The following is a 21,583-nucleotide window of genomic DNA, read 5'->3' on the forward strand; positions in this document are numbered from 1 at the left end:
GCTCGGCCGCAGGGGAAGGCTTTCCCCCTTCAATCGATCCCTCGTGGCGACCGGAGCTACGAAGGACGGTTGGGTTGAGTTTGAAAGCTTTGTGGCCGTTGAAAAATGTCAGAAACTCGCATATATTTCTGACAGGAGAATGATGGTGCAACGTCTGACCGAACAGATCCTGGCGCTCGCCGAGACGCTGCCGGAAGGAACGCCGCTGGCGGCAAAGAGCCTTCTCCACCTCGGCAGCCGCGCTGGGGTGGACCAGGCTTTGTCGCGTCTTGCAGAACGAGGGCATCTGATCCGTGCCGGGCGCGGCGTGTATCTGCGTCCGATCAAGAGCCGGTTTGGAGCACGCGCGCCTTCGGTGGAACAGGCCATCGAGGCGCTGGCGGTGCAGCGCGGGGAAGTCATCGTGCCGAACGGCGCGGCTGCCGCAAATGCGCTGGGGCTGACGACGCAGGTGCCGGTTCGCTCTGTTTATCTGACGTCGGGCCGGAGCCGCACTATGACCTTGGGCAAGCAGCTCGTGGAATTGCGCCATGCGCCACGCTGGCAGCTTGCGCTCGCCGATCGCCCCTCAGGCCAAGCGGTTCGCGCTCTAGCCTGGCTTGGGCCGGAGAAAGCGGAATCGGCGCTGAAGGCTCTGAAACGAAAGCTCCCACCGTCGGCGTTCGGCGAACTGGTGGCCGCCGCGCCGCAGTTTCCGACCTGGCTTGCCCGAAGCGTCGGCAAGGCGGCCCATGGCTGATCCCTTTCTGTCCCTGTCGGCGGCGGACCGTCGTGACGCGCTGGGCGTGGCCGCCGATCGTTCAGGGCGGCCCGCCCATCTGCTCGAGAAGGACGTTTGGGTCGTCTGGGCCCTTCAAACCGTTTTCGGCTCCGCGCTCGGCGACCATCTCGTTTTCAAGGGCGGGACATCGCTTTCAAAAGCCTACGGCGTCATTCAGCGCTTCTCGGAAGATGTCGATCTGACCTACGACATCCGAGCGATCGCGCCCGATCTGGTGGGCGACAATGGCGAGGCCCTGCCGGCAACGCGCAGCGAAGAGAAGCGCTGGTCGAAAGCGGTGCGCCACCGCCTGCCGGAGTGGATTTCGGGCACGGTGCAGCCCCTGCTCATCGACGCCATTGGAGCGCAGGGCGTGTCGGCCGCGACCCGGGTCGACGGCGAGAAACTCTTCATCGACTATGAAGCGACCTCTACCGGCTCCGGTTATGTCGCGCCAAGCGTCATGCTGGAATTCGGCGCCCGCTCGACCGGCGAACCGGCCAGCGTGCGTGATGTGGTCTGCGATGCGACGGGCCTGGTCGAGGGCGTGACGTTCCCCGCGGCGTCGCCGCGCGTGATGCACGCCGAGCGGACCTTTTGGGAAAAGGCAACCGCGATCCACGTCTTCTGCTTGCAGGAACGGCTTCGCGGGGAGCGGTTCGCTCGCCATTGGCATGACGTGGTCCGCCTGGATGACGCCGGGATTGCCGACGCGGCCGCGGCTGATCGAGATCTCGCCCTGGCGGTAGCACGGCACAAAAGCATGTTCTTCGCGGAGAAGGCGGCGGACGGCGCGCCCGTCGACTATGAGGCCGCCGTCAACGGATTGTTGCGGCTCGTGCCGAGCGGCGAGGCGCGCACGGCGCTGGCCTCGGATTACGAACATATGGTGGAAGACGGGCTGCTACTTAAGGACGCCGAGCCCTTTGAGAGGCTGATCGAGCGATGCGCAGACATCGCCGACCGGGTAAATCGCGCAGCAAAATAAAGAAGTGGGGGGAAGCATGGGGCTGTATGAGCGGTGGTGCGAATCCACCAAGGAAAAAGACAAGCGCAAACACTACTGGACCTATGTCGAGAAGGATGGCGGCCGCGACGAGATCAGCGGCGACCTCGCCGAGACCATTCGTTCCCACTATGATCGTCTCGAGCGTATCGCCGAGGATGTCGAGCGCCTCGGATACACGGTTGCCGCCAAGATTCTGAGCGAGGCGATGCCTCAGACGGCCAAGGGCCGCTCCGGAGACCTGGGGGAGATTCTCGCGACCGAGCTGGTGGAGGAAGAGATCGGCCTGCGCGTCCCCGTGCGCCGGCTTCGCTACAAGGACGGCCGCAACATGGCCATGCGCGGCGATGATTTCATCGGCGCCGGCTATGGCGGCCAGGACGAGAAATTGTGGCTTCTGAAGGGGGAAGCCAAAAGCAACATGAAGCTCGGCAAATCCACCGTGACAAGCGCTCGCAAGGTGCTTGATCGCGACAATGGCCGCTGCACGCCGGACTCGCTGCTGTTCGTCGCCAACCGTCTCCTGGAGAGCAACGATCCCGACGAAAACGCGCTGGGCCGCGACCTCCGCGATGAGGTGGGTTTGAGGTCGCTGCGCGCCGATCGCATCGACCACATGCTTTTCACCGTTTCCGGCAACGGCCCCCATGCCTCGCTGAAGGAAGATCTCGAGACCGCCGGGACCAATCGCGACCACTACGTCGTGAACATCCACGTCGAAGATCATCAGGACTTCATCGCGGCCATGTACGAAGGGGCGCACGATCTTGGAGACGCCTGATGAACTGACCGCCTTCCTAGCCACCGCGACCGTCGACGGCATCCTTGGCCGATTGCTCTATCGTGGCGCTGCATGGTCGCTGATGCGGGAAGCGGGCGTATTGCCTCAGACTTCCCCGCCCTTGGGCGCCACAATCGAAACCGACCTCGCCGAACACGGCTTTGCCTTGCTTCGGGGCGCCATGGCCTTGCGTGCCCAGACCGGCGCGTCAGACCTGACGAACAAGGCTTTCGAACGGGCGGCCAACGCCTTTGAGGCGCTGGTGAGAAACGGTGATCCCGAGGCACCCGATCGCGGCTTCCGCCGCACCATCGCGGCTGCCGCCTATCACCTGGCCGGCTTCTCGGCCGTCGCCTATTCGCTGTTCAACGAGACGGTTGAAGATCTCAACGCATCGCCCGGCGAAACGGCGATCCGTCATCTCATCCTGCGCGATCTCGATCAGTTGCGCGGCTTCGTTCGCGACTGGCTTGGCGACGAGGCCCACGGCGACGAGCAGATGGGCGAAGCGCTGGGCGGCGATGAGCCCGACATCGACGACGTATTGTCGACCATTCTGAATACGACGATTTGTCGGGCTCTGGCCTACTTCGACTTCGCGCTGGAAACAGGGGAAGAGGAGCCGATCGACGCCGCGCGCGATCTACTGGCCACTGCGGTCAGCCTAGCCGGCAACGCCGGGAATGTACCGTTGTGGTGGATCTCGAATCTTTGCCGCCATCTGATCGACGACCTCTGGCAGCATTCATTGCACCGGAGCCTGCCGACGGAGCCACCCGCTGGAACGGAGGAGCGATACCCCGACCTCCGGCGGCTGTTCATCGGTTCGCTGTACGCGCGCAAAACCTCCGAAGTGGAGCTATGGCCTTCTCAGCGCGAGGCCGCGCAGCGGTCGACCGATGTCACCGACGACCTGGTCGTGGCGCTCCCCACGAGCGCGGGGAAGACGCGCGTTGCGGAAATCGCCGCGTTGATGACCTTGTCATCGGCGCGTCGGGTATTGATTGTCACGCCGCTGCGCGCGTTGTCGGCCCAGACAGAACGCTCTTTCCGCAAGACCTTCGCGCCCCTCGGGTTCAGCGTCTCCTCGCTTTACGGCGCCAGCGGCCTTTCGGCAGGCGACGAGGATGCCCTGCGCACCCGCGAGATCATCATCGCCACACCAGAGAAGCTCGACTTCGCGCTTCGAAGCGACGCTTCCCTGATCGATGATGTCGGGCTGATCGTTCTCGACGAAGGGCATATGATCGGGCCCAGCGAGCGTGAGATCCGCTACGAGACGCTAGTGCAGCGTCTGCTGCGCCGCCCCGACGCGGCCAACCGCCGGATCGTCTGCCTCTCCGCGATCCTGCCGAGCGGCGACGAGTTGGATGACCTCACCGCCTGGATACGTTCCGACGAACCCGGCGAGCCCGTGCGTTCCGACTGGCGCCCCACGGGTCAGAGGTTCGGCGCCCTAACCTGGCGCGGCAAGGATGCGCTGCTGCGGCTCGACCTCGACGATGGCGGTCCCTTCCTCGACAAGTTCGTCGAGGAGAAGCCTGCACGCGGAAGGGAAAAGAAGCCGTACCCGCGCAAGAACTCACACCTGGCCCTCTTCGCGGCGTGGGAATTCGCCGGCCAGGGGAAGCGCACCCTGATCTTCTCCACCCAGGCCAACTGGGTCGAGAGCTATGGCAAGCAGGTCGTTGATTTATGCAAGCGCGGCTATCTCAGCTCTCTGCTGGACGACGAGGCGCCGATCGCGCGGGCGCTGGAGGTCGGCAAGGAATGGCTGGGAGAGGACCATCCGGCGGTCGCTAGCCTTAAGGCCGGCGTCGCCATCCACCACGGCCGTCTGCCGAGCCCGTTCCTGCGCGAGCTGGAGGTACTGCTCTCGGAGGGCGTTCTCAAAGTGATCGTCGCCTCGCCGACGCTCTCCCAAGGGCTCAACCTGAACGCCGCTGTCCTGCTCGTGCCCGCGCTCTATCGCGCCGGTGAGAAGATCAAGGGCGAGGAGTTTGCGAATGTCGCAGGCCGGGCCGGGCGCGCCTTCGTCGATGTCGAGGGCCTGATCGTCCATGTCATGTTCGACAAGACCGATTGGCGAAAGAAGGAGTGGAGGAAGCTGGTTGCCTCCGCCAAGGCCCGCACGTTGAAAAGCGGCCTCATCCAGATCGTCGCCGAGATCCTCGAGCGCCTGTCGCGAGAGGGTGTGCTCGATCGCGATGACGCCTGGGAGTATCTCGCCAATTCCCGGGAGGCGTGGCGATCGCCCGACGAGGAGGCCGAAGTGGCTGAACGCCTTGCCGCCGCCGTGGAATACGACGCCGACGGCGACGAGAACGATGACGAGGACGAGAGCGAGGCTGACGAAGAGGAAACGATCGACGAAGAGCCGTTGTCGCAGATTGTCGAGCGCCTCGATGCGACCGTGTTCGGCCTGATCGAAGCGCTGGATGCGGATCGCGCCGATCTCCCGAAGTTGCTGGACGAGGCCCTCAAGGGATCACTCTGGGCTCGTCAGATTGCGCGCGAGGAAGAGGACGTCGCACCCCTGCACAAGAAGGTCTTCGAAGCACGCGCCGACCTTATTTGGAAGACCACGACCGAGCAGGCGCGCCGCGGTCATTTCGCAATGGGCGTTGGGCTCGAAGCGGGGCTCTCCATCGACGCGATGGCCGACGTGCTGGCCGAGCTGGTCGACCGGGCCGATGGCGCTGCCCTGAGCGGCGACGTCGACGAACTCGCCGACGCTCTCGGCGGTCTGGGCGAACGTCTGCTGTTCATGCGCCCCTTCATCCCCGACAAGAAGAACGCGCTGCCAGCCAATTGGAAAGCCATCCTGCGCGCCTGGATTTCCGGGGAGGAAGTCTCCAAGATCGGGCCACAGAATATGCGGGCGGTCGAAGAGGCCTTCACTTATCGCCTGGTTTGGGCGCTCGAAGCCATTCGCACCCGGCGAATGTCTCTCGGCTGGTCGCCGGAGACGGTGGCGGGCGGCGCGGCGGCAGTAGTCGAAACGGGCGTACCGCAATTCATGATGGCGATGCTGATTCGCGCCGGTCTACCTTCGAGGACAGCAGCCATGGCCTCCATCAACGAAACCAAGCCAATGTTTGTGACTCCGGCGGAAATGCGCGCATGGCTTGAATCCGATGAAATCACAGCCTTCACGGATTTGGGCGATTGGCCAACGCCCGAAACGGCGGCATTGTGGGCCCGTTTCAGGACTGAGGCGCTCAGTGGTGGGATTCAGAAATGGTCAATCTATCGCAACCGACGTTTGCTCGATGTTCCCGTTGAATCAGCACCTCGCGCAGGGCTTTACCGAATTATCACTGATGAAGGAGATGGGAGGACTTGGCTAGCGACGCCCGACTATCAGCGGCTCGCTGCGTTTAGGAAGCATGCTGTTGATCCGAAGCCTAGCTTGCTTTCAGGTAGGCTTCCAGAGGGCGTCAATCTTGTCGACGTCTTGCGCGTTGGCCGGGGTAAAATGCGATGGCCACCCGCGAATGCTTGAGGTGGTGAATTGCTCTGGTGCAAACAGGCAAGAGAAAAATGCGGGATCTGTGGGTCAGTAGCCAAAGAAACGCCCGCCGCAACAGAAGAGTAGCAAGACATTCCGGACGCATTCGATAAAAAATAGTCTAGAGGACGCCGGAATGTGAAGGCATTATAAAAGTGGGGGCGGCATGATGAAACATTGGGAGGAAGCCGTCGATGCGCAGGAAACGACAGCTTCGAACCGATCAGGAGTAGTAATAAACGGACTGCGCAAACGACGCCTTAGCGGCGAACTTTACGAACGCGACCCAAAGATAGAAGCGCTCATCGCCGAATTGGCGGTCCTGCCGCGCGACGAGTTGATCGCCAGGGCAGGAATCATGAAGCGCTCGGACCCGACCTACGTCCCTAGCGAATGTCTCGTGTACTTCATTCGCGCGAGCCGTCGCGACAACAACGAGGCGTGGTTCGAGCGCCTCTATCGGATTCTGATTGAACGGGTGCTACGCTGTTTACCCAGGCCGGAAAGCTCCGACGGCAAAACTGAATCGCTGACGCGCGGGGTTGTGCGAGACAAGGTTTTCAGCAGGTTCGTCGAGCTCCTTTCAGCGGATCGCGCCACCTATATCGACAAGCTCGACTACTTCGAGGTGCGCTTTGACGGCGCGGTTGCCAGCCTGCGGCGCGACGCGCAGGAGCAGGCTTGGCGCGACGAGAACCGTTCTCAGGCCCTCGAATATGACGACAGCGGTGAGCTATCCCCCGAAGTCGAGGCGGCCGCAGGGGCACACGACCCCTTCGCCGCGTCGGATTTGGACGATGCGGCTTACCGGTTGCGCCTGGATGCAGCGATTGAGGCTCTACCGACAGAACAAAGCAGGATCATTCAGATGATGAGACAGGGCTTCCCCATCGACTCCAAGGAGCCGGACGTCATGACCATCTCCAAAGTCTTAGGCCGCTCCGAAAAGACCGTCCGAACCTACCGCGACAAGGCCTTCGCCGCCCTTCGCGCCGCCATGGGCGACGGAGAAGAACGGTGAACCCCGCCGGCGAACGTCCATCACGCGAGTCCGTGCTCGACGCGTTTGCGGTCGAGAACGACCCTGGCCGGTCGACCCTTGAACGCTATTTGGGACTTTACCCGGAATATGCCGGGGAGCTCATAGACCTGTCGCGCGAACTCAGCCGCGAAGTATTTGACGACACAGCTCCGCTTTCCGATGCCGATCAGGCCTTGATCGATGCTGCTTGGTTGCAACACTCAAAGGCGGTGCCGGGAGCGACAGCCGACCCTTTCGCGGCACTGACGGTCGATGACTGGCGCACCGTCGCCCAGCGTCTGGACCTGCCCCGGCAGGTTGTGACTGCGCTGCGCGAGAGACGGATTTCTCTCGCTAGTATCCCGCGACGCTTCCTGGCGATGTTGGCAGAGGCGATGCGCAGCTCTGTCGCGCAGTTGGAGTCGTCCTGGGGCTCGGCCCAGTTGGCCGGGGCGCGCAGCTATAAGGCTGACGATAAGCCGACCGCCGGCGGGCAGGTCACCTTCGAGGAAGTGTTAATCGACGCCGGCGTCCCGGCCGACAAGCGCGCCCGGCTGTTGGCGGAGGCAGACTGACATGGACGGGGTGGAGCTCGCCAGGCAGGTCGCCGCCGAGCTTCATGCTCGTCTCGTCGCCTCGGGTGCCGATCCTTGGTCGCCCTATGACTTTGCTGTCGCCGAAGCCAAGCGGCGTGGGATCGATGTCGAACCGACGGCCGTCGGCGCGGCCGTCCTCAACGGCGGCCGCGCGACCTTCGTCGCCGCCGACGATCTGATCCTTCACGAGAGTGCGGGGTCTCGCTTCGAGCAGGCCTTCCTCGTGGCGCACGAGATCGGACATGTCGAGCTCGGCGACGATCCCGATAGCGAGGCGGCGCCAATGATCGATCTGGCCCGCGCGGCCGAGCCATCGCCGGTTGGCATGGATCGGGTGGTCGATTACGGACGCCGGCAGCGTCGCGAGGTCCAGATGGACCTGTTCGCGCGCGAGCTCTTGCTTCCCCGCAACGTCGCGCGAGCGCTGCATGTCGACCAAGGGTTATCCGCCTCGGCGATCGCCGCGAAGCTCGGCGCGCCGTTCGAGGTTGTCGCCCAGCAGATGTTTGACGCCCTGCTCCTCCCAATCGTGCCGCCCGTCACGGCCGCGACGCATGCAGAGCGGCCGCTCAACCCACTCCAAGCCGCGGCCGCGGCGCACCGCGGCGAAGCCTATCTGCTCGAGGCGGGCCCCGGCACCGGCAAGACGCAGACGCTGATCGCGCGTGTCGAAGGCCTTCTGGAGGAGGGTGTCGACCCGCGGCGCATCCTGCTGTTGACTTTCTCGAACAAGGCGGCGGGTGAGATGGCTGAGCGGATTGCGCGCAAGCGGCCCGAGGCCGCGGCTGCAATGTGGATCGGCACCTTCCACGCCTTCGGCCTCGACATTATCCGTCGTTTCCATGCGGAGCTCGGCTTGCCGAAAGACCCGCGGATGATGGATCGAACCGAGGCCGTCGAGCTCCTCGAGGAGGAGTTCCCGCGCCTGAGGCTCGCCCACTACCGTAATCTCTACGATCCGACTCAGATCATCGCCGAGATGCTGGCCGCCGTCTCGCGGGCGAAGGACGAGGTGGTCAACGCCGAAACCTACGCAGCGCTTGCCGACGCCATGCTTGCCAAGGGGGCGGACTCCGGTACACGCGAGGCCGCCGAACGTGCCGGAGAGGTGTCCCGCGTCTATGCCGCCTATGAACAGCTCAAGCGCAACGCGCATTGCGTCGACTTCGGAGATCTTGTCGCCTTGCCCGTCAAGCTGCTTGAGGCTGAGGCGGCCATCCGCGCAACGCTGCAGGCGCAGTATGACCACGTCCTGGTCGATGAGTACCAGGACGTGAACCGCAGCAGCGTGCGCTTGCTGAGCGCGCTGCGGCCAGACGGGCGCAATCTCTGGATGGTCGGCGACGCCAAGCAGTCGATCTATCGGTTTCGGGGTGCGTCATCTTTTAATATGACCCGGTTCGGGAAGGAGGACTTTCCCGGCGGTAAGCGTGGGCGATTGAAGCGCAACTATCGCTCGGTGCCGGAGATCGTCGCCAACTTTTCCAGTTTCGCGACCACGATGCGCGCGGGCGACGCGGACAGCGGTCTTGAAGCCGATCGCAACGGCAATGGCCAGAAGCCCGAGCTGCGCACGGTGCAGCGCGCCGAGCAGCAGCAAGTGGCCCTGGCCGACGCGATCGAGGCGCTTCGCCGCGAGGGACATGCCTATCGTGACCAGGCGGTGCTCTGCACCGGCAATGAGAAGCTTTCGACCATCGGGCAGGACCTCGAACGGCTCGGCGTGCCCGTGCTGTTTCTGGGCAGCCTGTTTGAGCGGGCTGAGGTCAAGGATCTCCTGGCGTTGCTCTCCGTCCTTGTCGATCGGCGCGCCATGGGCCTAGTGCGCATCGCCTGCTGGCCCGATTTCAGGATGTCCTTCGCGGACGTAGCGACGATCTTCGAGTATCTGCGGGCGGCCGACCAACCTTCAGGCGGTTGGCTCCAGCACATCGAGTCGATCCCCGGCGTCAGCGACGCCGGGCGCCAGGCCCTCGTCAAGCTCGCGGCCGCACTCAGCGGCTTCGACCAAACGGCGTCGCCCTGGACCGTGCTCGCGACACTGCTGCTTGATCGCACCCGTGTCGCAGCGCGCCTTGGCGTGTCGGAGGATCTCGCCGATCGCACGCGCGGCATCGCGATCTGGCTGTTCCTCAACTTCCTGCGGGTCCAGCCGGCCGGCCGCGGCCTGCCGATCACGCGTGTGCTCGATCGCGTGCGCAGGCTTGTCCGTCTCGGCGATGATCGCGACCTGCGCCAGTTGCCCGCGGCCGCCCAGCATCTCGACGCCGTGCGTTTGATGACGATCCATGGCGCCAAGGGCCTGGAGTTCGGCGGCGTCCATCTTCCAGGGCTCAACAGCGACACCATCCCGCGCACGCCGCCGGCGCCACCCTGTCCGGCGCCCGATGGCATGATCGCGGGCGCCGGAGGCAGTGCGCTGGAGGCCTTTCGCGCGGGCCAAGCCGAGGAGCAGGAGTGCCTGTTCTATGTGGCTCAGTCTCGCGCCCGCGACCGCCTGATCCTTTATGCGCCGACCGAGAAGAGCAACGGCCACAATCGACCGCTGTCGCCCTTCCTCGACCGTCTCGGAGCCACCCTGACGCGGGGCTCGGTCGTGCCGGCGCGGCCGCTTCCGATGGCGGCGGAAGCCCACGGCATCGAGTTGATCGTCGACGGACGGCTGCAGTTCGGGGCACCACAGATCGCCCTTTATGAGTCCTGCCCGCGCCGCTTCTTCTACACGCATGTCTTGCAGGTCGGCGGGCGCCGGACCGCGACCGCCTTCATGCACCTGCACGAGGCGGTTCGCGTGATGGTCGAAGGGGTGATCGCCTCTGATAGCCCCGTAACCGAGCGGGACCTGGAGGATCGCACCGACGTGGCGCTTGCCGGTCAGGGGCTCGGCGACCATGGCTATCGCGCGGAATTCCGCGATCTGGCCCTGGCGATGCTGCGCTTCCTCCTGGCCAATCGCGCCGACGCGGTCGCCGAGGCGCCGGTCGCGCTCAGCCTCAATTTCGGCGGCGAAGAGATCATCGTTCGGCCGGATGAGGTGCTGGTGCGGCCGGACGGGGTCCGGACCGTCCGCCGTATCCGCACGGGCCATAGGCGGTCGGCCGAGAGCAAGGATGTCGGCGCGGCGGCGCTGATGCTGGCGGTCCAGCAGGCCTTTCCAGGCGCCGTCGCGGAGCTCGTCCATCTTTCCGATGGCGAGACGCATGCGCTCGCCTTGTCGGATCGGGAGTTGAAGGGGCGCAAGGACAAGCTCGCCAAGTTTCTCGGCGACATCCGCGCTGGGCGGTTTCCGGCAGAGGTGTCGTCGCGCACCTGCCCGAATTGCCCGGCCTTCTTCATCTGCGGGCAGACCCCCGACGGCCCTCTGCGAAAAAAGTTCGCCTGACCTTACCGGTCGGCGGATCTCGCCCCGATTGGACCCTTAGAGCCGCTGCATCGCCGCGGCAGAACCTAAGGACCCAATCTTATGAACACCGAAGAGCTTCTTGAATACGACGACCTCGGCGACGCCCTGCGCGAAGGCCGGGCGCTGCGTCCGGCGCGGGGGTATCGCTTCCTCCTCGCGCAGGGCGACCTCAACTTCCAGTCCCGTCAGGTGAGCGACCCCATGCCGCTCGGCCGTCAGTTGCTCGAGGCCGGCGCCCTGGACCCGCGGGAAGGCTACAGCCTGTTCGCGATCCTGCCCTCGGGCGACTTCGAGGACGTGCGGCTGAACGAGCCCTTCGACCTGCGCGAGCACGGCGCCGAGCGGTTCGTCGCCTTCCTGACGGATCGCGACTTCAAGCTCACCTTGAACGACGGCGAGTTGCGCTGGGGCAAGCCGGTCATCAGCGGCGCGGTGCTCTACGGGCTCGCCAAGGCGGGCGAGGGGGAAGGCGTTTTCCTCGAGGTCCCCGGCGGCGAAGATCGCCTGATCGAGCATGGCGAGCTGATCGATCTGGCCGAGCCCGGCATCGAGCGGTTTATCACCGCGCGGCTGACGTTCGAGATTATCGTCAATTCGCGGCCGCGCACGGTGAACGCCCGCACGGTCACGTTCGAGCAGATCGTCCAGCTCGCCTTCCCGGGCCAGCATGAGCCGAACGTCGTCTTCTCGATGACCTATCGGCATGCGGCTTCGACGCCGCACGCGGGCGAACTCGGTGCCGGCGGCTCGGTCGACGTCAAGAAGAAAGGCACGGTGTTCAATGTCACGCGAACTGTTCAGTCGTAATCCCGACCTCAAGCGGCTGCGGGACGAAGGCTATTTCGTCCTGCGGCAGGGCGGGCATCTCGTCATGCGGGAGGTGCCCTATGTCGATGCGCGTCGCGAGGTGCGCATCGGCACCCTCATCTCGAGCCTCACGCTGGCCGGCGATGCGACGCGCAGGCCCGACACCCATGTTGTCCATTGGGACGGCGACTTTCCGTGCCGCGCCGATGGGACGCCTATCCAGGGGATCTCGCATCAGGCCGGCGCCTTCGACCTCGGTCACGGTTTGAAAGCCACGCACAGCTTCTCGAGCAAGCCGGATGGCGGCTACACGGACTACCACCACAAGATGACGAGCTACGCGAACATCATCGCGGGCCCGGCCGCGGTGCTGAAGCCCGGCATGACCCCCCGCACCTTCCGCGAGCCGGAAGAGGAGGAGGACAGCGTCTTCAACTATGTTGAGACCGCCTCCGACCGTGTCGGTATCGGCATCCTGACCGAGCGGCTCGTCAACGAGCGGGTCGCCATCATCGGCTGTGGTGGCACCGGCGGTTACATCCTGGACTTCGTCGCCAAGACGCCGGTCCGCGAGATTCGGCTCTTCGACAGCGACGAGTTCCTGACCCACAACGCCTTTCGGGCGCCGGGCGCGCCGACCCTGGAGGGGCTGCGCGAGGCACCGAAGAAGGTTGACTATCTGAAGCGCATCTACAGCCGGATGCACCGCAACATCGTGGCGCACGATGTCGAGCTCGGGGCCGACAACCTGCACCTTCTCGAGGGCGTCACCTTCGCGTTCCTGTCGCTCGACGCCGGCGAAGCGAAGCGGTTGATCGTCGAGAAGCTCGAGGCGAGCGGCGCCGCATTCGTCGATGTCGGCATGGGCCTCGAACTCGACGAGGGATCGCTCGGCGGTATCCTGCGGGTGACCGCCAGCACGCCGGAGAAACGGGATCATGCGCGCCAGCGCATCTCCTTCGTCGGCGGTGGCGCCAAGGACATTTACGCATCCAACATACAGGTCGCGGATCTCAACGCTTTGAATGCTGTCCTCGCGGTCGTGAAGTGGAAGAAGATTCGTGGCTTCTACCGTGACCTCGAGCGCGAGCATCACTGCACCTACACCACCGACGGCAACATGCTCATCAATGGGGACCTCGCGTGATGAGGCACAAGCGACTCGATCATCGTTTCGTCGAACACATCCCTGAGCGCCTGGACCCAGGCATTCTCTATGTTTCGATGGAATATGCGACATCAGCCCATAGCTGCTGCTGTGGTTGCGGCGAGGAGGTTGTCGCGCCCTTCACGCCGACGGATTGGAAGATGACGTTCGATGGCGAAACTATCTCGCTTCGGCCGTCGATCGGCAATTGGACCTTGCAGTGCCGGTCACACTACTTGATCGACCGCGGCAAGGTGATCGAAGCCGGCCCTTGGAGCGACGAGCAGGTTGAAGCTGAGCGTCGTCGTGATCGCGTTGCCAAAGCGCGATATTATGGACAGTCGCCGACGGTCGAGCCTCCTATTCAGGCCGCTCCGACCAGCGCAACACCAAACTTCTGGCGCCGTGTCCGGGACTGGTTGTCTCGTAAGTTATAGCGCCAAGCCCGGCGGCGGACATGCCGTCGGGCTTAGCGCGTTTCTGGTGTTAAGCTTGCCCCGGCCGATGGCACGAGCCGGAAAAGTAACTAGGGTTTGGAGGTCGGATGCGGTGATTGCGAACGCTAGGCAGCTAAGGGAATGTCCTCTCGTTGCATTTCCGCGCCCTTGGCCGCATTGTTCAGGAAGCGTGCAAGTGCTTGCTTCCGAGAATCTCGATCAAGAGCGTACGCGGTCTGCTTGAACTCGACTCCATCAAGCAAGCCTTGAATGTAGCCGGAGATCGTATCAGCTGCCATGATCAGAGCCGTGTCGAGCGTATGTATGTACTTGCTCGTGACCGAGCCTTTCGCGTGTCCGACGAGTGCCGCGATGGTCACCTCGGTGAAGCCCAGATCGTTGGCGATGCTCGCGAAGCTATGGCGCAGGACATGCGGCGTAACGTCGGCGAGCGGCGAGTCCTTGAATAGCTGCTCCCAATGGTTCGGAAAGCTGCCGAAGGCATTGTCCTCGCCTTGGCCGGGGAAGACGTAGGTGCCCTTCGCATTCTCGCGGCGCTGCTCCAGATACTCGACCACGGGAAGACCGATGGGTCGGATGGATTCACCCTCTTTGCTATCCTCCAGTCGCAGGCAACTCGCCTCAGTATCGGCCTCGGACCACATAAGCGAGATCATCTCCGACCGGCGACAGCCGGTCAGGGCGATCTGGCGAACGATCTCGACGGTCATCGCATATTTCTCGTTCTCTGCCGCTTCGCGCAGCATGTTGCCAAGAGTGTGATACTCCGCCTCGGAAAGCCTGCGCTTGCGGACATTGTCCTTCGGTTTCTTGATGCCGTGCGCCGGGTTGCGATCGATGATGCCGGCATCGACGGCGTAGGTGAGGATGCCGCCGAGGAGGCCTACCGTGCGTGTCGCCGTGCCGGCGCCGCCGCGCACGATGGCTTTGCCCCTTAGCTTCTTCGTCTTGACCGACACTCGCGTCTTGCCGGCCATGATGTCCTTGAGCACCTTGTTGATGTCGGCTTTTGTCAGGTCCTTCACCCGCCGCGCGCCGATCAACGGAATGATATGGCGTTCGATGCGGCCAGTGTCGGTAACGATGGTGGTCGCCTTCTTGGGGCGACCGCCTTTGCCGAGGATCAGGCCTGCCTTGAGGTCTTTGAGATAGAGCGTGCATAGCTCCTTGACCGTCATGGCCTGGTGATCGAGCTGGCGTTCCTCAGACGGGTTGTCGCCGCGAGCGACGCGCCCGAGCTGGGCCTTCGCTTCCTGTCGTGCGGTTTCTGGCGTCCAGATTCCGTGCAGGCCGATGGTGTAGCGACGGGTTCGACCGAGCGCGCGATATTGGATGAGATAGCTGCGCTTGCCTGATGCGAAGACGCGGAGGCCGAAGCCAGGAAGCTCATCGTCCCAGATAAAGTAGTCCTTTTCCCGGACGTCGGCGGCGTCGACCACTCGTTTCGTGAGCTTTGTCATCAGGCGATCCCCCCGTGATGGAGGGGCTGTTTCCGCGGAAGCACCACGGAAGCAGCCGGGCGAATATTGGAGCGAACTTGCGGATATGGATTTCGGCGGAAAAATCCGAATAGTCTAGCGGTTTCAGTAGGTTGTAGTGTCATGGCGTGCCCTAGCGTGCTTTTAGGACGGGGTGCCTAAATTGCTCCGAAGGCAGAGGTCACAGGTTCGAATCCTGTCGGGTGCGCCATTCTCGAACAAAAGAAAGAACGGCAGGTGGGGTTCCACAGCCCGACAAGGCGCTCACGCATGGCTGGATCGTCAGCATCCATCAGGCCCTTCTCGACCAGGGCAAGAAGTCGAGCAATTCCAGCCTCTGCCTCCTTGTGATCCTGGCGCATCCGGCTGATGTGTTCCCGGTCCCGATCAGCGCGCTGACCAGCAAACTTGAGATAGGCTTCCAGGAGTTGGTACAAGCGGCCCGGCTGCAGGACATGCGCTGTGACCTCACTGATCACGATCTCATCAAGTTTGTCCATGCGGATTCCGCAGCACCTGCCCCTCGATCTCGAGATCGGAGTCATCGCGAGTGCGACCCGGCGCCGGCTATAGGAATCATCGTCATGCGCCCGCAACTCGAAAGGCCACGAATCCGCCAGCCACAGCGCCGCGCTGAAGCATGTTTTGCTCGCCCGCCTGGAGTCAGGCGCAGTAGCCCGGCTGATCGAGGTCGACGACTAGGCTTGGGCCTGTCGGCTCCCAGACCAGGACCGAACGGGTGTGAGCACTGGAGGCGGATAGTTCCGCGCCCGCAAAGTGAGCGAACCAGCCGAAGTGGTCGCGATCTCTCGGCTCGACCGGCAGTCCGAAGTGACGGCCGATCAGTTCCGCGATCTGCTTGAATGGCACGGCTTCATCCGCGACCGCATGATAGACGGGTTCGGTCACACCCTGCTCAAGAGCAAGCCGATAAACTTTCGCAGCGTCCAGCCTATGGACACCCGACCAGTTGTTCTGAAGACCGGCGATATAGGCGGATACGCCCGTCTCGCGGGCCATGCGGACGAGAATCGGCACAAAGCCCCAATCGCCTATCCCGTGGACGGACGATGCAAGGCGTACCGTCGCGGCCCTGACGCCACGTTCGGCAAGTGCTCGTGCCGTCGGTTCCGATTTGCGCGGCCCCGGACCGGGAGCGTCCTTCTCGGTCGCGCCAGGCGGTAGCCCCAACAAGCCGGAGGTAACGAGCAAAGGTCGGTCAGATCCCTCTAAGGCGCTCCCAAGCATCTCGATCGCATGCTGGTCTTGCGCGGCAGCTTCCATGAACTTCGAAAAATCGTGGTTGAAGGCGGTGTGAATCACGGCATCGGCGGACGATGCCGCCTGGCGCAAAACATCGAGGTCGTCGAGCGTGCCTTCGACAGCCCGCGCGCCGGCTGCAGCGAGCGCAGCCGCCTTGTTCCGGTCTCGGGCGAGGCCCGTGACCTCATGGCCAGCTTTCAAGAGCTCGTCGGTGACGGCTGAGCCCACCCAGCCGGTGGCTCCCGTTATGAATACGTGCATGGTTTTCTCCCAAAGGGTTCGATGTCGAGGTCTGGCGCGTGGCTTGGCCGTTCAACCCGCCCGCATGGACAGTTCGACGTCCTCCGCGAACGGCACGGACGTGTAGCCGCCGCCCGGCGCACGCACGCGCTCCAGATATTCCGGGCAATAATCCGCATTGTCCGCGACGATGAGCGCCCCGGGCCTGAGACGGCTTTCCACCAGGTCGAGAATCTCGGGATAGAGAGCCTTTGCGCCGTCGAGCAACAGCAGATCAATCGTATCGGGGAGATCGGCACTCAGCGTCCTGAGAGCATCGCCTTCCCGAACCTCGACCAGATCGATGAGCCCGCCTTCGGTCAGGTGCGCGCGTGCTCGCGCAACCTTGAAAGGCTCGAACTCGCTGGTGATCAGGTGTCCGCCGCCATTGTCGCGAAGTGCGGCCGCCAGATGCAAGGTCGAGATGCCGAACGAAGTGCCGAACTCGATAATGCTACGCGCACCTGTGCTGCGGGCCAATATATAGAGCAACAGGCCAGTCTCTCGCGAGACCGGCAGCCACAGGTCCTTCATGCGTTGGTAGAGATCGAGATACTCCGTCTTGCTGCGCATCAGCCGATTGCGTTCTTCGTGAGAGAGCGCAGCCACGTCAGGGCTGGTGGCTGCATCGGCCTCCGCAAACAGGCGATCCAGAAGAGGCGCGAGCGGTGCACTGGTCAGAGTGGTCATGAATAGGTCCAATCGAAAGCGTTGCTTCGTCTTGGAGTATGAAATACGACGAATTCGTCGCATTTTGTATTCGCATTGGCGGAACACCTGATGACCAATCAGCCAACACCCCTGATTTCCTCACGAAAACGACCCAAACAGGCCCGCTCTACCGAGCTCGTTTCGGCGATATTGGAAGCGGCTGTTCAGGTTTTGGCGATGGAAGGGGCGCAGCGCTTCACAACGGCACGCGTGGCGGAGAAGGCCGGCGTCAGCGTCGGGTCGCTCTACCAGTATTTCCCGAACAAGGCGGCCATCCTGTTTCGGCTGCAAAGCGACGAATGGCGGCAGACAACCGGACAGTGGGGCGCGATCCTCGGCGACGTCACGAAGCCGCCTCCCGAACGATTGCGAAACCTCGTCCACGCCTTCATCCGCTCCGAGATCGAGGAAGCGGCCGTTCGTATGGCCCTTGACGATGCAGCGCCACTCTATCGTGATGCCCCGGAAGCACGGGAGATCCATGCCGAAGGTGACCGCATCATCGAGAGGTTCATGCGCGAAGCGCTTCCGTCAGCCTCGGATGCCACCCGCGAACTGGTCGGCGATCTGATCAGCACCACAATCACCGCAGTTGGAAAGGAGCTCTCGGAGGCGCCCGGAACGGAAGCCGAGATCAACGCCTATGCTGACGCGATGGCCGATATGATCTGCGCCTATCTATCCAAATGCAGTCTGGATGCCCGTGGCAAGGGGGTGTTCTGAGATGCTTCATGGGATGGTGTCGGTCATCGAAACTGCTGATTTCTGACTTCCATGGCACCGACACTGTCGCTTCATTCTGGAGGGATATGCTCGCACTATATCTCCCGCCCTCGATCATTAGCAGAGTGTTTTCTAGTGCCTTGCCAGCGAGACTGATGTCGTGATCGAATATTTCGCTCTCGCGTTTTAGTTCTCGGTTGGAAAGATCGACAAAATCGGGGTAAGAAGGGTCCAGCTTAAAGTGCTTGAGCTTGTTGAAGCACCGCTCGATGGTGTTGCGGACCTTGGGGCAGGAAGTTCGGCCCCGCCTATGCGTGCGGCCTGGCCGCAAGCAGCCATCCCGCAATGATGGCGTGACAAGCCCGGTCTTCGACGTCGCGCAGGCTCAGCGCAATCGATAATAAAGCCACACCGCGTGGGCGATGACCTAGGCCGGAGAACGATGGCGTGGGTAGCGGCGCATCCGGTCGGCGATTGAAGCTTTGTCATCGCCGCCGGGATACCCCCCCCCCCCGATCAATTCAAATTCGTTAAGGCGACGCCACCACTCAACGGCCAAGTGTCCAAATCCAGGATCGTGCTCGATCGCCTTCCAGAAACCGGAGAGCAACAAGGTCAGCGGGGTTTATCGTCATCCGAAGAGTCCATCCGTGCACGCCCTCGTGCGGAAAGATGCGCGATAGGCAAATGCCAATCGTATCTGATCGCCATGAAGCGGAGACCGAAGCACACAATCCCCCCGGCCAGTGCCGAGATGCCATAAGATACACCCAGCAGATGGCCGATGACGACGATTGATGCCGCGGCCAGGGCTGCGACGGCATAGAGATCCGAGCGCAGCACCTGCGGGATTTCAGTGAGGAGAACGTCGCGCATCATGCCGCCGCCGATGCCGGTCAACATGCCAAGAAGCGCCGACATTACCGGGCTCAACCCGAACGCGATGGCTTTCTCGGCACCGGCAACTGCAAAAAACGACAGTCCGACTGCATCGAACATCAGCACGGGCGCGTGCAGCTTGTTGACACCGGCATAAAGGAAGAAGGTGACGAGCCCGGCCAGAACGGAAACCAGCAGGTATCGACCATCGGTCAAGGCGGCCGGCGGCACCGCGCCGATCAGCATGTCGCGGGTGATCCCGCCGAAATTGCCGGCGACGAAGGACAGGACGAGAATACCGAAAATGTCGAGCCGGCGATTGACTGCGGCAACCGCTCCGCTGATCGCGAAAACGAAGGTGCCGCCCGGGTCAAGAATATGCACGAAGGTTTCAATGGCGATCATGACGGCTCCGCCCGCGTGATCTTACCCGATTGGGCCGGAAGGGGTAACCGGGGTTGACCCGTGCCGGCTGAATGAACGCCATCCACAACACACAGATAGACGCAGTCTCGACGTCAGCTTGCGCGAAGCCATGCCAGCGCCCCGACAACCAGCGCCTCGACACCGGTTTCCAGCGTGGGATGCAGGACCGGCGCGAATTGCGGGCTGTGGTTGACCGGCAACTCATTCAGCTTGCCCGCGGCCTTGGCCTCGGCATAGGCCTTAGGATCGTTGCCGCCGACGAACCAGAACACAGACGGCGCCTGCCATGCCCGTGCCGAAGCAGCCGAAATCCTCGCTGGCCGGCGCCGGGCCGGTGTGCTTGACCCGCTCGGGCGAGAAATAGCCGCGAAACGCCTCGGCTATGCGGTTGCTCGCGGTCTCGTCGTTCACGTTGAGCGGATAGCGGTCGAGCGGCGTGATCTCCGGCTTGCGCGGGGCGCCCGAGGCTTCGGCCTCGGCATTGACGATCCGCTCGATGGCTGCAAGCACATGCTTGCGCACGCCGGCATCGAATGTCCGCACATTGAGCTTGATGACGGCGTCGTCGGGAATGACGTTTTCCTTGGTGCCGGCCTGCAACACCCCGACCGTCACCACGGCGGCGTCGGTTGCCGCGACCTCGCGGGACACGATGGTTTGCAGCCGCAGCACGACGGATGCCGCCATGACGACGGGATCGACGCTTGCCTGCGGCATTGAGCCATGCGCGCCACGCCCGAACAGACGGATCTGTAGACTGTCCGCTGCAGACGTGATCGGCCCGGCACTGCCGGCGACAGTGCCTGCGGGACCGACCATGACGTGCTGGCCCAACACGACATCAGGCGTGGGGAAGCGTTTGAGGAGGCCGTCGTCGATCATGGCCTGCGCGCCTTGCGCGGTTTCCTCGCCCGGCTGGAAGACGGCCATCAAGGTGCCCTTCCAGCCATCACGCGCCTTCGATAGCAATGTCGCAGCACCTACCAGCCAGGCGACGTGCATGTCGTGACCGCACATATGGCCTACCGGCACAGTGTTGCCCTCAGCATCCTTCGCCGTGACCTTGCTGGCATAGGCGAGCCCGGTGCTCTCTTCGATGGGCAACGCGTCCATGTCGGCGCGCAGCATCACAGTCGCTCCCTCGCCGTTGCGAAGCAGTCCCACCACGCCCGTCTTGCCGACGCCGGTCGTCACCTCGAAGCCGGCTTTTTCGAGCCTGTCGGCGGCAATGCCTGCCGTCCGCGTTTCCTGCATCGACAGTTCGGGATGGGCGTGAACGTCCTTATAGAGCGCTTCAAGTTCGGGCAGCAGTTTGCCGATATCCCGCAGTACCGCAGCCGCGTCCTTGGTAAGGGGATGTGCAGCCATAACCGAAACTCTCCTGTCGCAGTTTCGAAAGCCGCTTGTGGCGAGCGACGCCTACCGAGTGGCCGGGCCACAAACAAATCGTCGGCCTTGTGGTATACCCGGCAGGCGACAGTCACAATCGTCGTCATTCACCGCGGCGGCAGTAAGGCCGGCCAGAGCCATCAATTGAACGTGAGTTCGCCCGCATCGGCTGCTTCTCCATACAATCCAGGTGACAATCGGCTTCTACAGGCAAACAATGTACCGGCGGTGGTGGCTTTGAACCGGACGACCGCCGAGTATTCAGGAGGAACCCATGACCACGCACAAGGTTGGCTACCTCATTGGCAGCCTCGCCAAGGGATCGATCAATCGCAAGCTCGCCAAGGCATTGGTGCGGCTCGCCCCGCCGGAACTTGCAATGTCGGAGATATCCTTCAAGGACCTGCCGCTCTACAGCTACGACTATGACGCCGACTACCCGCCGGCCGGCAAGGCATTCAAGGCGGCGATCGCGGCCGTCGACGCCGTTCTCTTCGTCACGCCTGAGTATAACCGTTCGATCCCGGGCGGATTGAAGAATGCGATCGACTGGGCGAGCCGCCCTTACGGCACCAACTCGTTCACGCGCAAGCCTTCGGCGGTGATCGGCACGTCGCCGGGCGCGATCGGCACCGCCGTTGCCCAGCAGAACCTGCGCAGCGTGCTCGGCTTCTGCAACTCGCCACAGATGAACGCCCCGGAAGCCTATATCCAGTTCACGCCGGGGCTGATCACCGATGACGGCGAAGTCACCAATGACGGCACCGCCGAGTTCCTGCGTACCTTCATGCAGGACTTCCATGTCTTCGTTGCCAGGGTGCGCTCGGTGCTGCCGAAGGATGCGTAGGGCACGCCCGTCGCGTGATTTTGTAACCCGGACATACAACGGGAAAGATTTGAAATTCAGGCTCACGGGCGAATGATTGCAGCGGCCCAAGCGGCCGC

Annotated in this window: 19 protein-coding genes; 12 read left to right on the forward strand and 7 right to left on the reverse strand. The window is 63.2% G+C overall.

The annotated features are described in order from the left end of the window. The first annotated feature begins 145 nt into the window (after nucleotides 1–145). From BFN67_RS19315 to BFN67_RS19360, 10 genes are all read left to right on the forward strand, one after another. On the forward strand, nucleotides 146–739 hold the full coding sequence (locus tag BFN67_RS19315; RefSeq protein ID WP_026782238.1) for a DUF6088 family protein: 594 nt from the start codon (nucleotides 146–148) through the stop codon (nucleotides 737–739). After that, nucleotides 732–1,748: a nucleotidyl transferase AbiEii/AbiGii toxin family protein gene (locus BFN67_RS19320; protein WP_012561404.1), complete on the forward strand. Its 1,017-nt coding sequence runs from the start codon at nucleotides 732–734 to the stop codon at nucleotides 1,746–1,748. The genes BFN67_RS19315 and BFN67_RS19320 overlap by 8 nt, the downstream gene beginning before the upstream one ends. Before the next feature lie 16 nt (nucleotides 1,749–1,764). Further along, nucleotides 1,765–2,547 (forward strand): HamA C-terminal domain-containing protein, encoded by a 783-nt coding sequence (locus BFN67_RS19325; protein ID WP_067179946.1) that lies wholly within the window; start codon nucleotides 1,765–1,767, stop codon nucleotides 2,545–2,547. Beyond that, nucleotides 2,534–6,052: a DEAD/DEAH box helicase gene (locus BFN67_RS19330; protein WP_080921133.1), complete on the forward strand. Its 3,519-nt coding sequence runs from the start codon at nucleotides 2,534–2,536 to the stop codon at nucleotides 6,050–6,052. The genes BFN67_RS19325 and BFN67_RS19330 overlap by 14 nt, the downstream gene beginning before the upstream one ends. A 172-nt stretch (nucleotides 6,053–6,224) precedes the next feature. Further along, nucleotides 6,225–7,079: an RNA polymerase sigma factor gene (locus BFN67_RS19335; RefSeq protein ID WP_425349808.1), complete on the forward strand. Its 855-nt coding sequence runs from the start codon at nucleotides 6,225–6,227 to the stop codon at nucleotides 7,077–7,079. Continuing rightward, nucleotides 7,076–7,654 (forward strand): hypothetical protein, encoded by a 579-nt coding sequence (locus BFN67_RS19340; protein WP_067179952.1) that lies wholly within the window; start codon nucleotides 7,076–7,078, stop codon nucleotides 7,652–7,654. Before BFN67_RS19335 ends, BFN67_RS19340 begins: the two co-directional genes overlap by 4 nt. A gap of 1 nt (nucleotide 7,655) precedes the next feature. Then, nucleotides 7,656–11,057 carry a UvrD-helicase domain-containing protein gene (locus BFN67_RS19345; RefSeq protein WP_080921134.1) on the forward strand — a complete coding sequence of 1,134 codons (3,402 nt, stop codon included), beginning with the start codon at nucleotides 7,656–7,658 and terminating at the stop codon, nucleotides 11,055–11,057. Between the two features lie 81 nt (nucleotides 11,058–11,138). After that, nucleotides 11,139–11,885 (forward strand): multiubiquitin domain-containing protein, encoded by a 747-nt coding sequence (locus BFN67_RS19350; RefSeq protein WP_067179958.1) that lies wholly within the window; start codon nucleotides 11,139–11,141, stop codon nucleotides 11,883–11,885. Next, nucleotides 11,860–13,032, forward strand: coding sequence for a ThiF family adenylyltransferase (locus tag BFN67_RS19355; RefSeq protein WP_020697697.1), 1,173 nt, complete (start codon nucleotides 11,860–11,862; stop codon nucleotides 13,030–13,032). Before BFN67_RS19350 ends, BFN67_RS19355 begins: the two co-directional genes overlap by 26 nt. Next, nucleotides 13,032–13,469, forward strand: coding sequence for a ubiquitination-like system serine protease family protein (locus BFN67_RS19360; protein ID WP_237234044.1), 438 nt, complete (start codon nucleotides 13,032–13,034; stop codon nucleotides 13,467–13,469). Before BFN67_RS19355 ends, BFN67_RS19360 begins: the two co-directional genes overlap by 1 nt. Nucleotides 13,470–13,594: 125 nt before the next feature. Here BFN67_RS19360 and BFN67_RS19365 read toward each other — a convergent pair whose 3' ends face one another. The 4 genes from BFN67_RS19365 to BFN67_RS19380 all read right to left on the reverse strand — a co-directional run bounded on the left by BFN67_RS19365 (nucleotide 13,595) and on the right by BFN67_RS19380 (nucleotide 17,200). Next, nucleotides 13,595–14,950, reverse strand: a complete 1,356-nt coding sequence (locus BFN67_RS19365; protein ID WP_020697698.1) for a tyrosine-type recombinase/integrase — start codon at nucleotides 14,948–14,950, stop codon at nucleotides 13,595–13,597. Between the two features lie 176 nt (nucleotides 14,951–15,126). Next, nucleotides 15,127–15,468 (reverse strand): hypothetical protein, encoded by a 342-nt coding sequence (locus BFN67_RS19370; RefSeq protein ID WP_080921136.1) that lies wholly within the window; start codon nucleotides 15,466–15,468, stop codon nucleotides 15,127–15,129. Between the two features lie 163 nt (nucleotides 15,469–15,631). Continuing rightward, nucleotides 15,632–16,492 carry an SDR family oxidoreductase gene (locus BFN67_RS19375; protein WP_080921137.1) on the reverse strand — a complete coding sequence of 287 codons (861 nt, stop codon included), beginning with the start codon at nucleotides 16,490–16,492 and terminating at the stop codon, nucleotides 15,632–15,634. A gap of 51 nt (nucleotides 16,493–16,543) precedes the next feature. Beyond that, nucleotides 16,544–17,200, reverse strand: a complete 657-nt coding sequence (locus BFN67_RS19380; RefSeq protein WP_080921138.1) for an O-methyltransferase — start codon at nucleotides 17,198–17,200, stop codon at nucleotides 16,544–16,546. 90 nt (nucleotides 17,201–17,290) lie between these two features. Here BFN67_RS19380 and BFN67_RS19385 point away from each other — a divergent pair, with 90 nt between their 5' ends. Next, nucleotides 17,291–17,944, forward strand: coding sequence for a TetR/AcrR family transcriptional regulator (locus BFN67_RS19385; RefSeq protein WP_080921139.1), 654 nt, complete (start codon nucleotides 17,291–17,293; stop codon nucleotides 17,942–17,944). Nucleotides 17,945–18,559: 615 nt separating this feature from the next. Here BFN67_RS19385 and BFN67_RS19390 read toward each other — a convergent pair. The 3 genes from BFN67_RS19390 to BFN67_RS19395 all read right to left on the reverse strand — a co-directional run bounded on the left by BFN67_RS19390 (nucleotide 18,560) and on the right by BFN67_RS19395 (nucleotide 20,617). After that, nucleotides 18,560–19,228: a trimeric intracellular cation channel family protein gene (locus tag BFN67_RS19390; RefSeq protein WP_080921140.1), complete on the reverse strand. Its 669-nt coding sequence runs from the start codon at nucleotides 19,226–19,228 to the stop codon at nucleotides 18,560–18,562. A gap of 113 nt (nucleotides 19,229–19,341) precedes the next feature. Further along, nucleotides 19,342–19,521, reverse strand: a complete 180-nt coding sequence (locus BFN67_RS24965; protein ID WP_245295345.1) for a hypothetical protein — start codon at nucleotides 19,519–19,521, stop codon at nucleotides 19,342–19,344. Then, on the reverse strand, nucleotides 19,490–20,617 hold the full coding sequence (locus tag BFN67_RS19395) for an amidohydrolase (protein ID WP_245295346.1): 1,128 nt from the start codon (nucleotides 20,615–20,617) through the stop codon (nucleotides 19,490–19,492). Before BFN67_RS19395 ends, BFN67_RS24965 begins: the two co-directional genes overlap by 32 nt. A gap of 295 nt (nucleotides 20,618–20,912) precedes the next feature. Between BFN67_RS19395 and BFN67_RS19400 the strand changes: the two genes are divergently transcribed. Further along, on the forward strand, nucleotides 20,913–21,485 hold the full coding sequence (locus tag BFN67_RS19400) for an NADPH-dependent FMN reductase (RefSeq protein WP_080921141.1): 573 nt from the start codon (nucleotides 20,913–20,915) through the stop codon (nucleotides 21,483–21,485). Nucleotides 21,486–21,583: the final 98 nt, after the last annotated feature.

Origin of the sequence: Manganibacter manganicus (genome assembly GCF_002075885.1) — a bacterium.
Lineage (GTDB): Bacteria > Pseudomonadota > Alphaproteobacteria > Rhizobiales > Rhizobiaceae > Mesorhizobium > Mesorhizobium manganicum.

What these genes read in the sequence shown, in the direction of transcription:
- BFN67_RS19395 (WP_245295346.1), bottom strand. Translation starts at nt 20,617, where the DNA reads ATGGCTGCACATCCCCTTACCAAGGACGCGGCTGCGGTACTGCGGGAT.
- BFN67_RS19365 (WP_020697698.1), bottom strand. Translation starts at nt 14,950, where the DNA reads ATGACAAAGCTCACGAAACGAGTGGTCGACGCCGCCGACGTCCGGGAA.
- BFN67_RS19335 (WP_425349808.1), top strand. Translation starts at nt 6,225, where the DNA reads ATGATGAAACATTGGGAGGAAGCCGTCGATGCGCAGGAAACGACAGCT.
- BFN67_RS19320 (WP_012561404.1), top strand. Translation starts at nt 732, where the DNA reads ATGGCTGATCCCTTTCTGTCCCTGTCGGCGGCGGACCGTCGTGACGCG.
- BFN67_RS19400 (WP_080921141.1), top strand. Translation starts at nt 20,913, where the DNA reads ATGACCACGCACAAGGTTGGCTACCTCATTGGCAGCCTCGCCAAGGGA.
- BFN67_RS19355 (WP_020697697.1), top strand. Translation starts at nt 11,860, where the DNA reads ATGTCACGCGAACTGTTCAGTCGTAATCCCGACCTCAAGCGGCTGCGG.
- BFN67_RS19375 (WP_080921137.1), bottom strand. Translation starts at nt 16,492, where the DNA reads ATGCACGTATTCATAACGGGAGCCACCGGCTGGGTGGGCTCAGCCGTC.
- BFN67_RS19370 (WP_080921136.1), bottom strand. Translation starts at nt 15,468, where the DNA reads ATGGACAAACTTGATGAGATCGTGATCAGTGAGGTCACAGCGCATGTC.
- BFN67_RS19380 (WP_080921138.1), bottom strand. Translation starts at nt 17,200, where the DNA reads ATGACCACTCTGACCAGTGCACCGCTCGCGCCTCTTCTGGATCGCCTG.
- BFN67_RS19350 (WP_067179958.1), top strand. Translation starts at nt 11,139, where the DNA reads ATGAACACCGAAGAGCTTCTTGAATACGACGACCTCGGCGACGCCCTG.
- BFN67_RS19390 (WP_080921140.1), bottom strand. Translation starts at nt 19,228, where the DNA reads ATGATCGCCATTGAAACCTTCGTGCATATTCTTGACCCGGGCGGCACC.
- BFN67_RS19345 (WP_080921134.1), top strand. Translation starts at nt 7,656, where the DNA reads ATGGACGGGGTGGAGCTCGCCAGGCAGGTCGCCGCCGAGCTTCATGCT.
- BFN67_RS19360 (WP_237234044.1), top strand. Translation starts at nt 13,032, where the DNA reads ATGAGGCACAAGCGACTCGATCATCGTTTCGTCGAACACATCCCTGAG.
- BFN67_RS19385 (WP_080921139.1), top strand. Translation starts at nt 17,291, where the DNA reads ATGACCAATCAGCCAACACCCCTGATTTCCTCACGAAAACGACCCAAA.
- BFN67_RS19325 (WP_067179946.1), top strand. Translation starts at nt 1,765, where the DNA reads ATGGGGCTGTATGAGCGGTGGTGCGAATCCACCAAGGAAAAAGACAAG.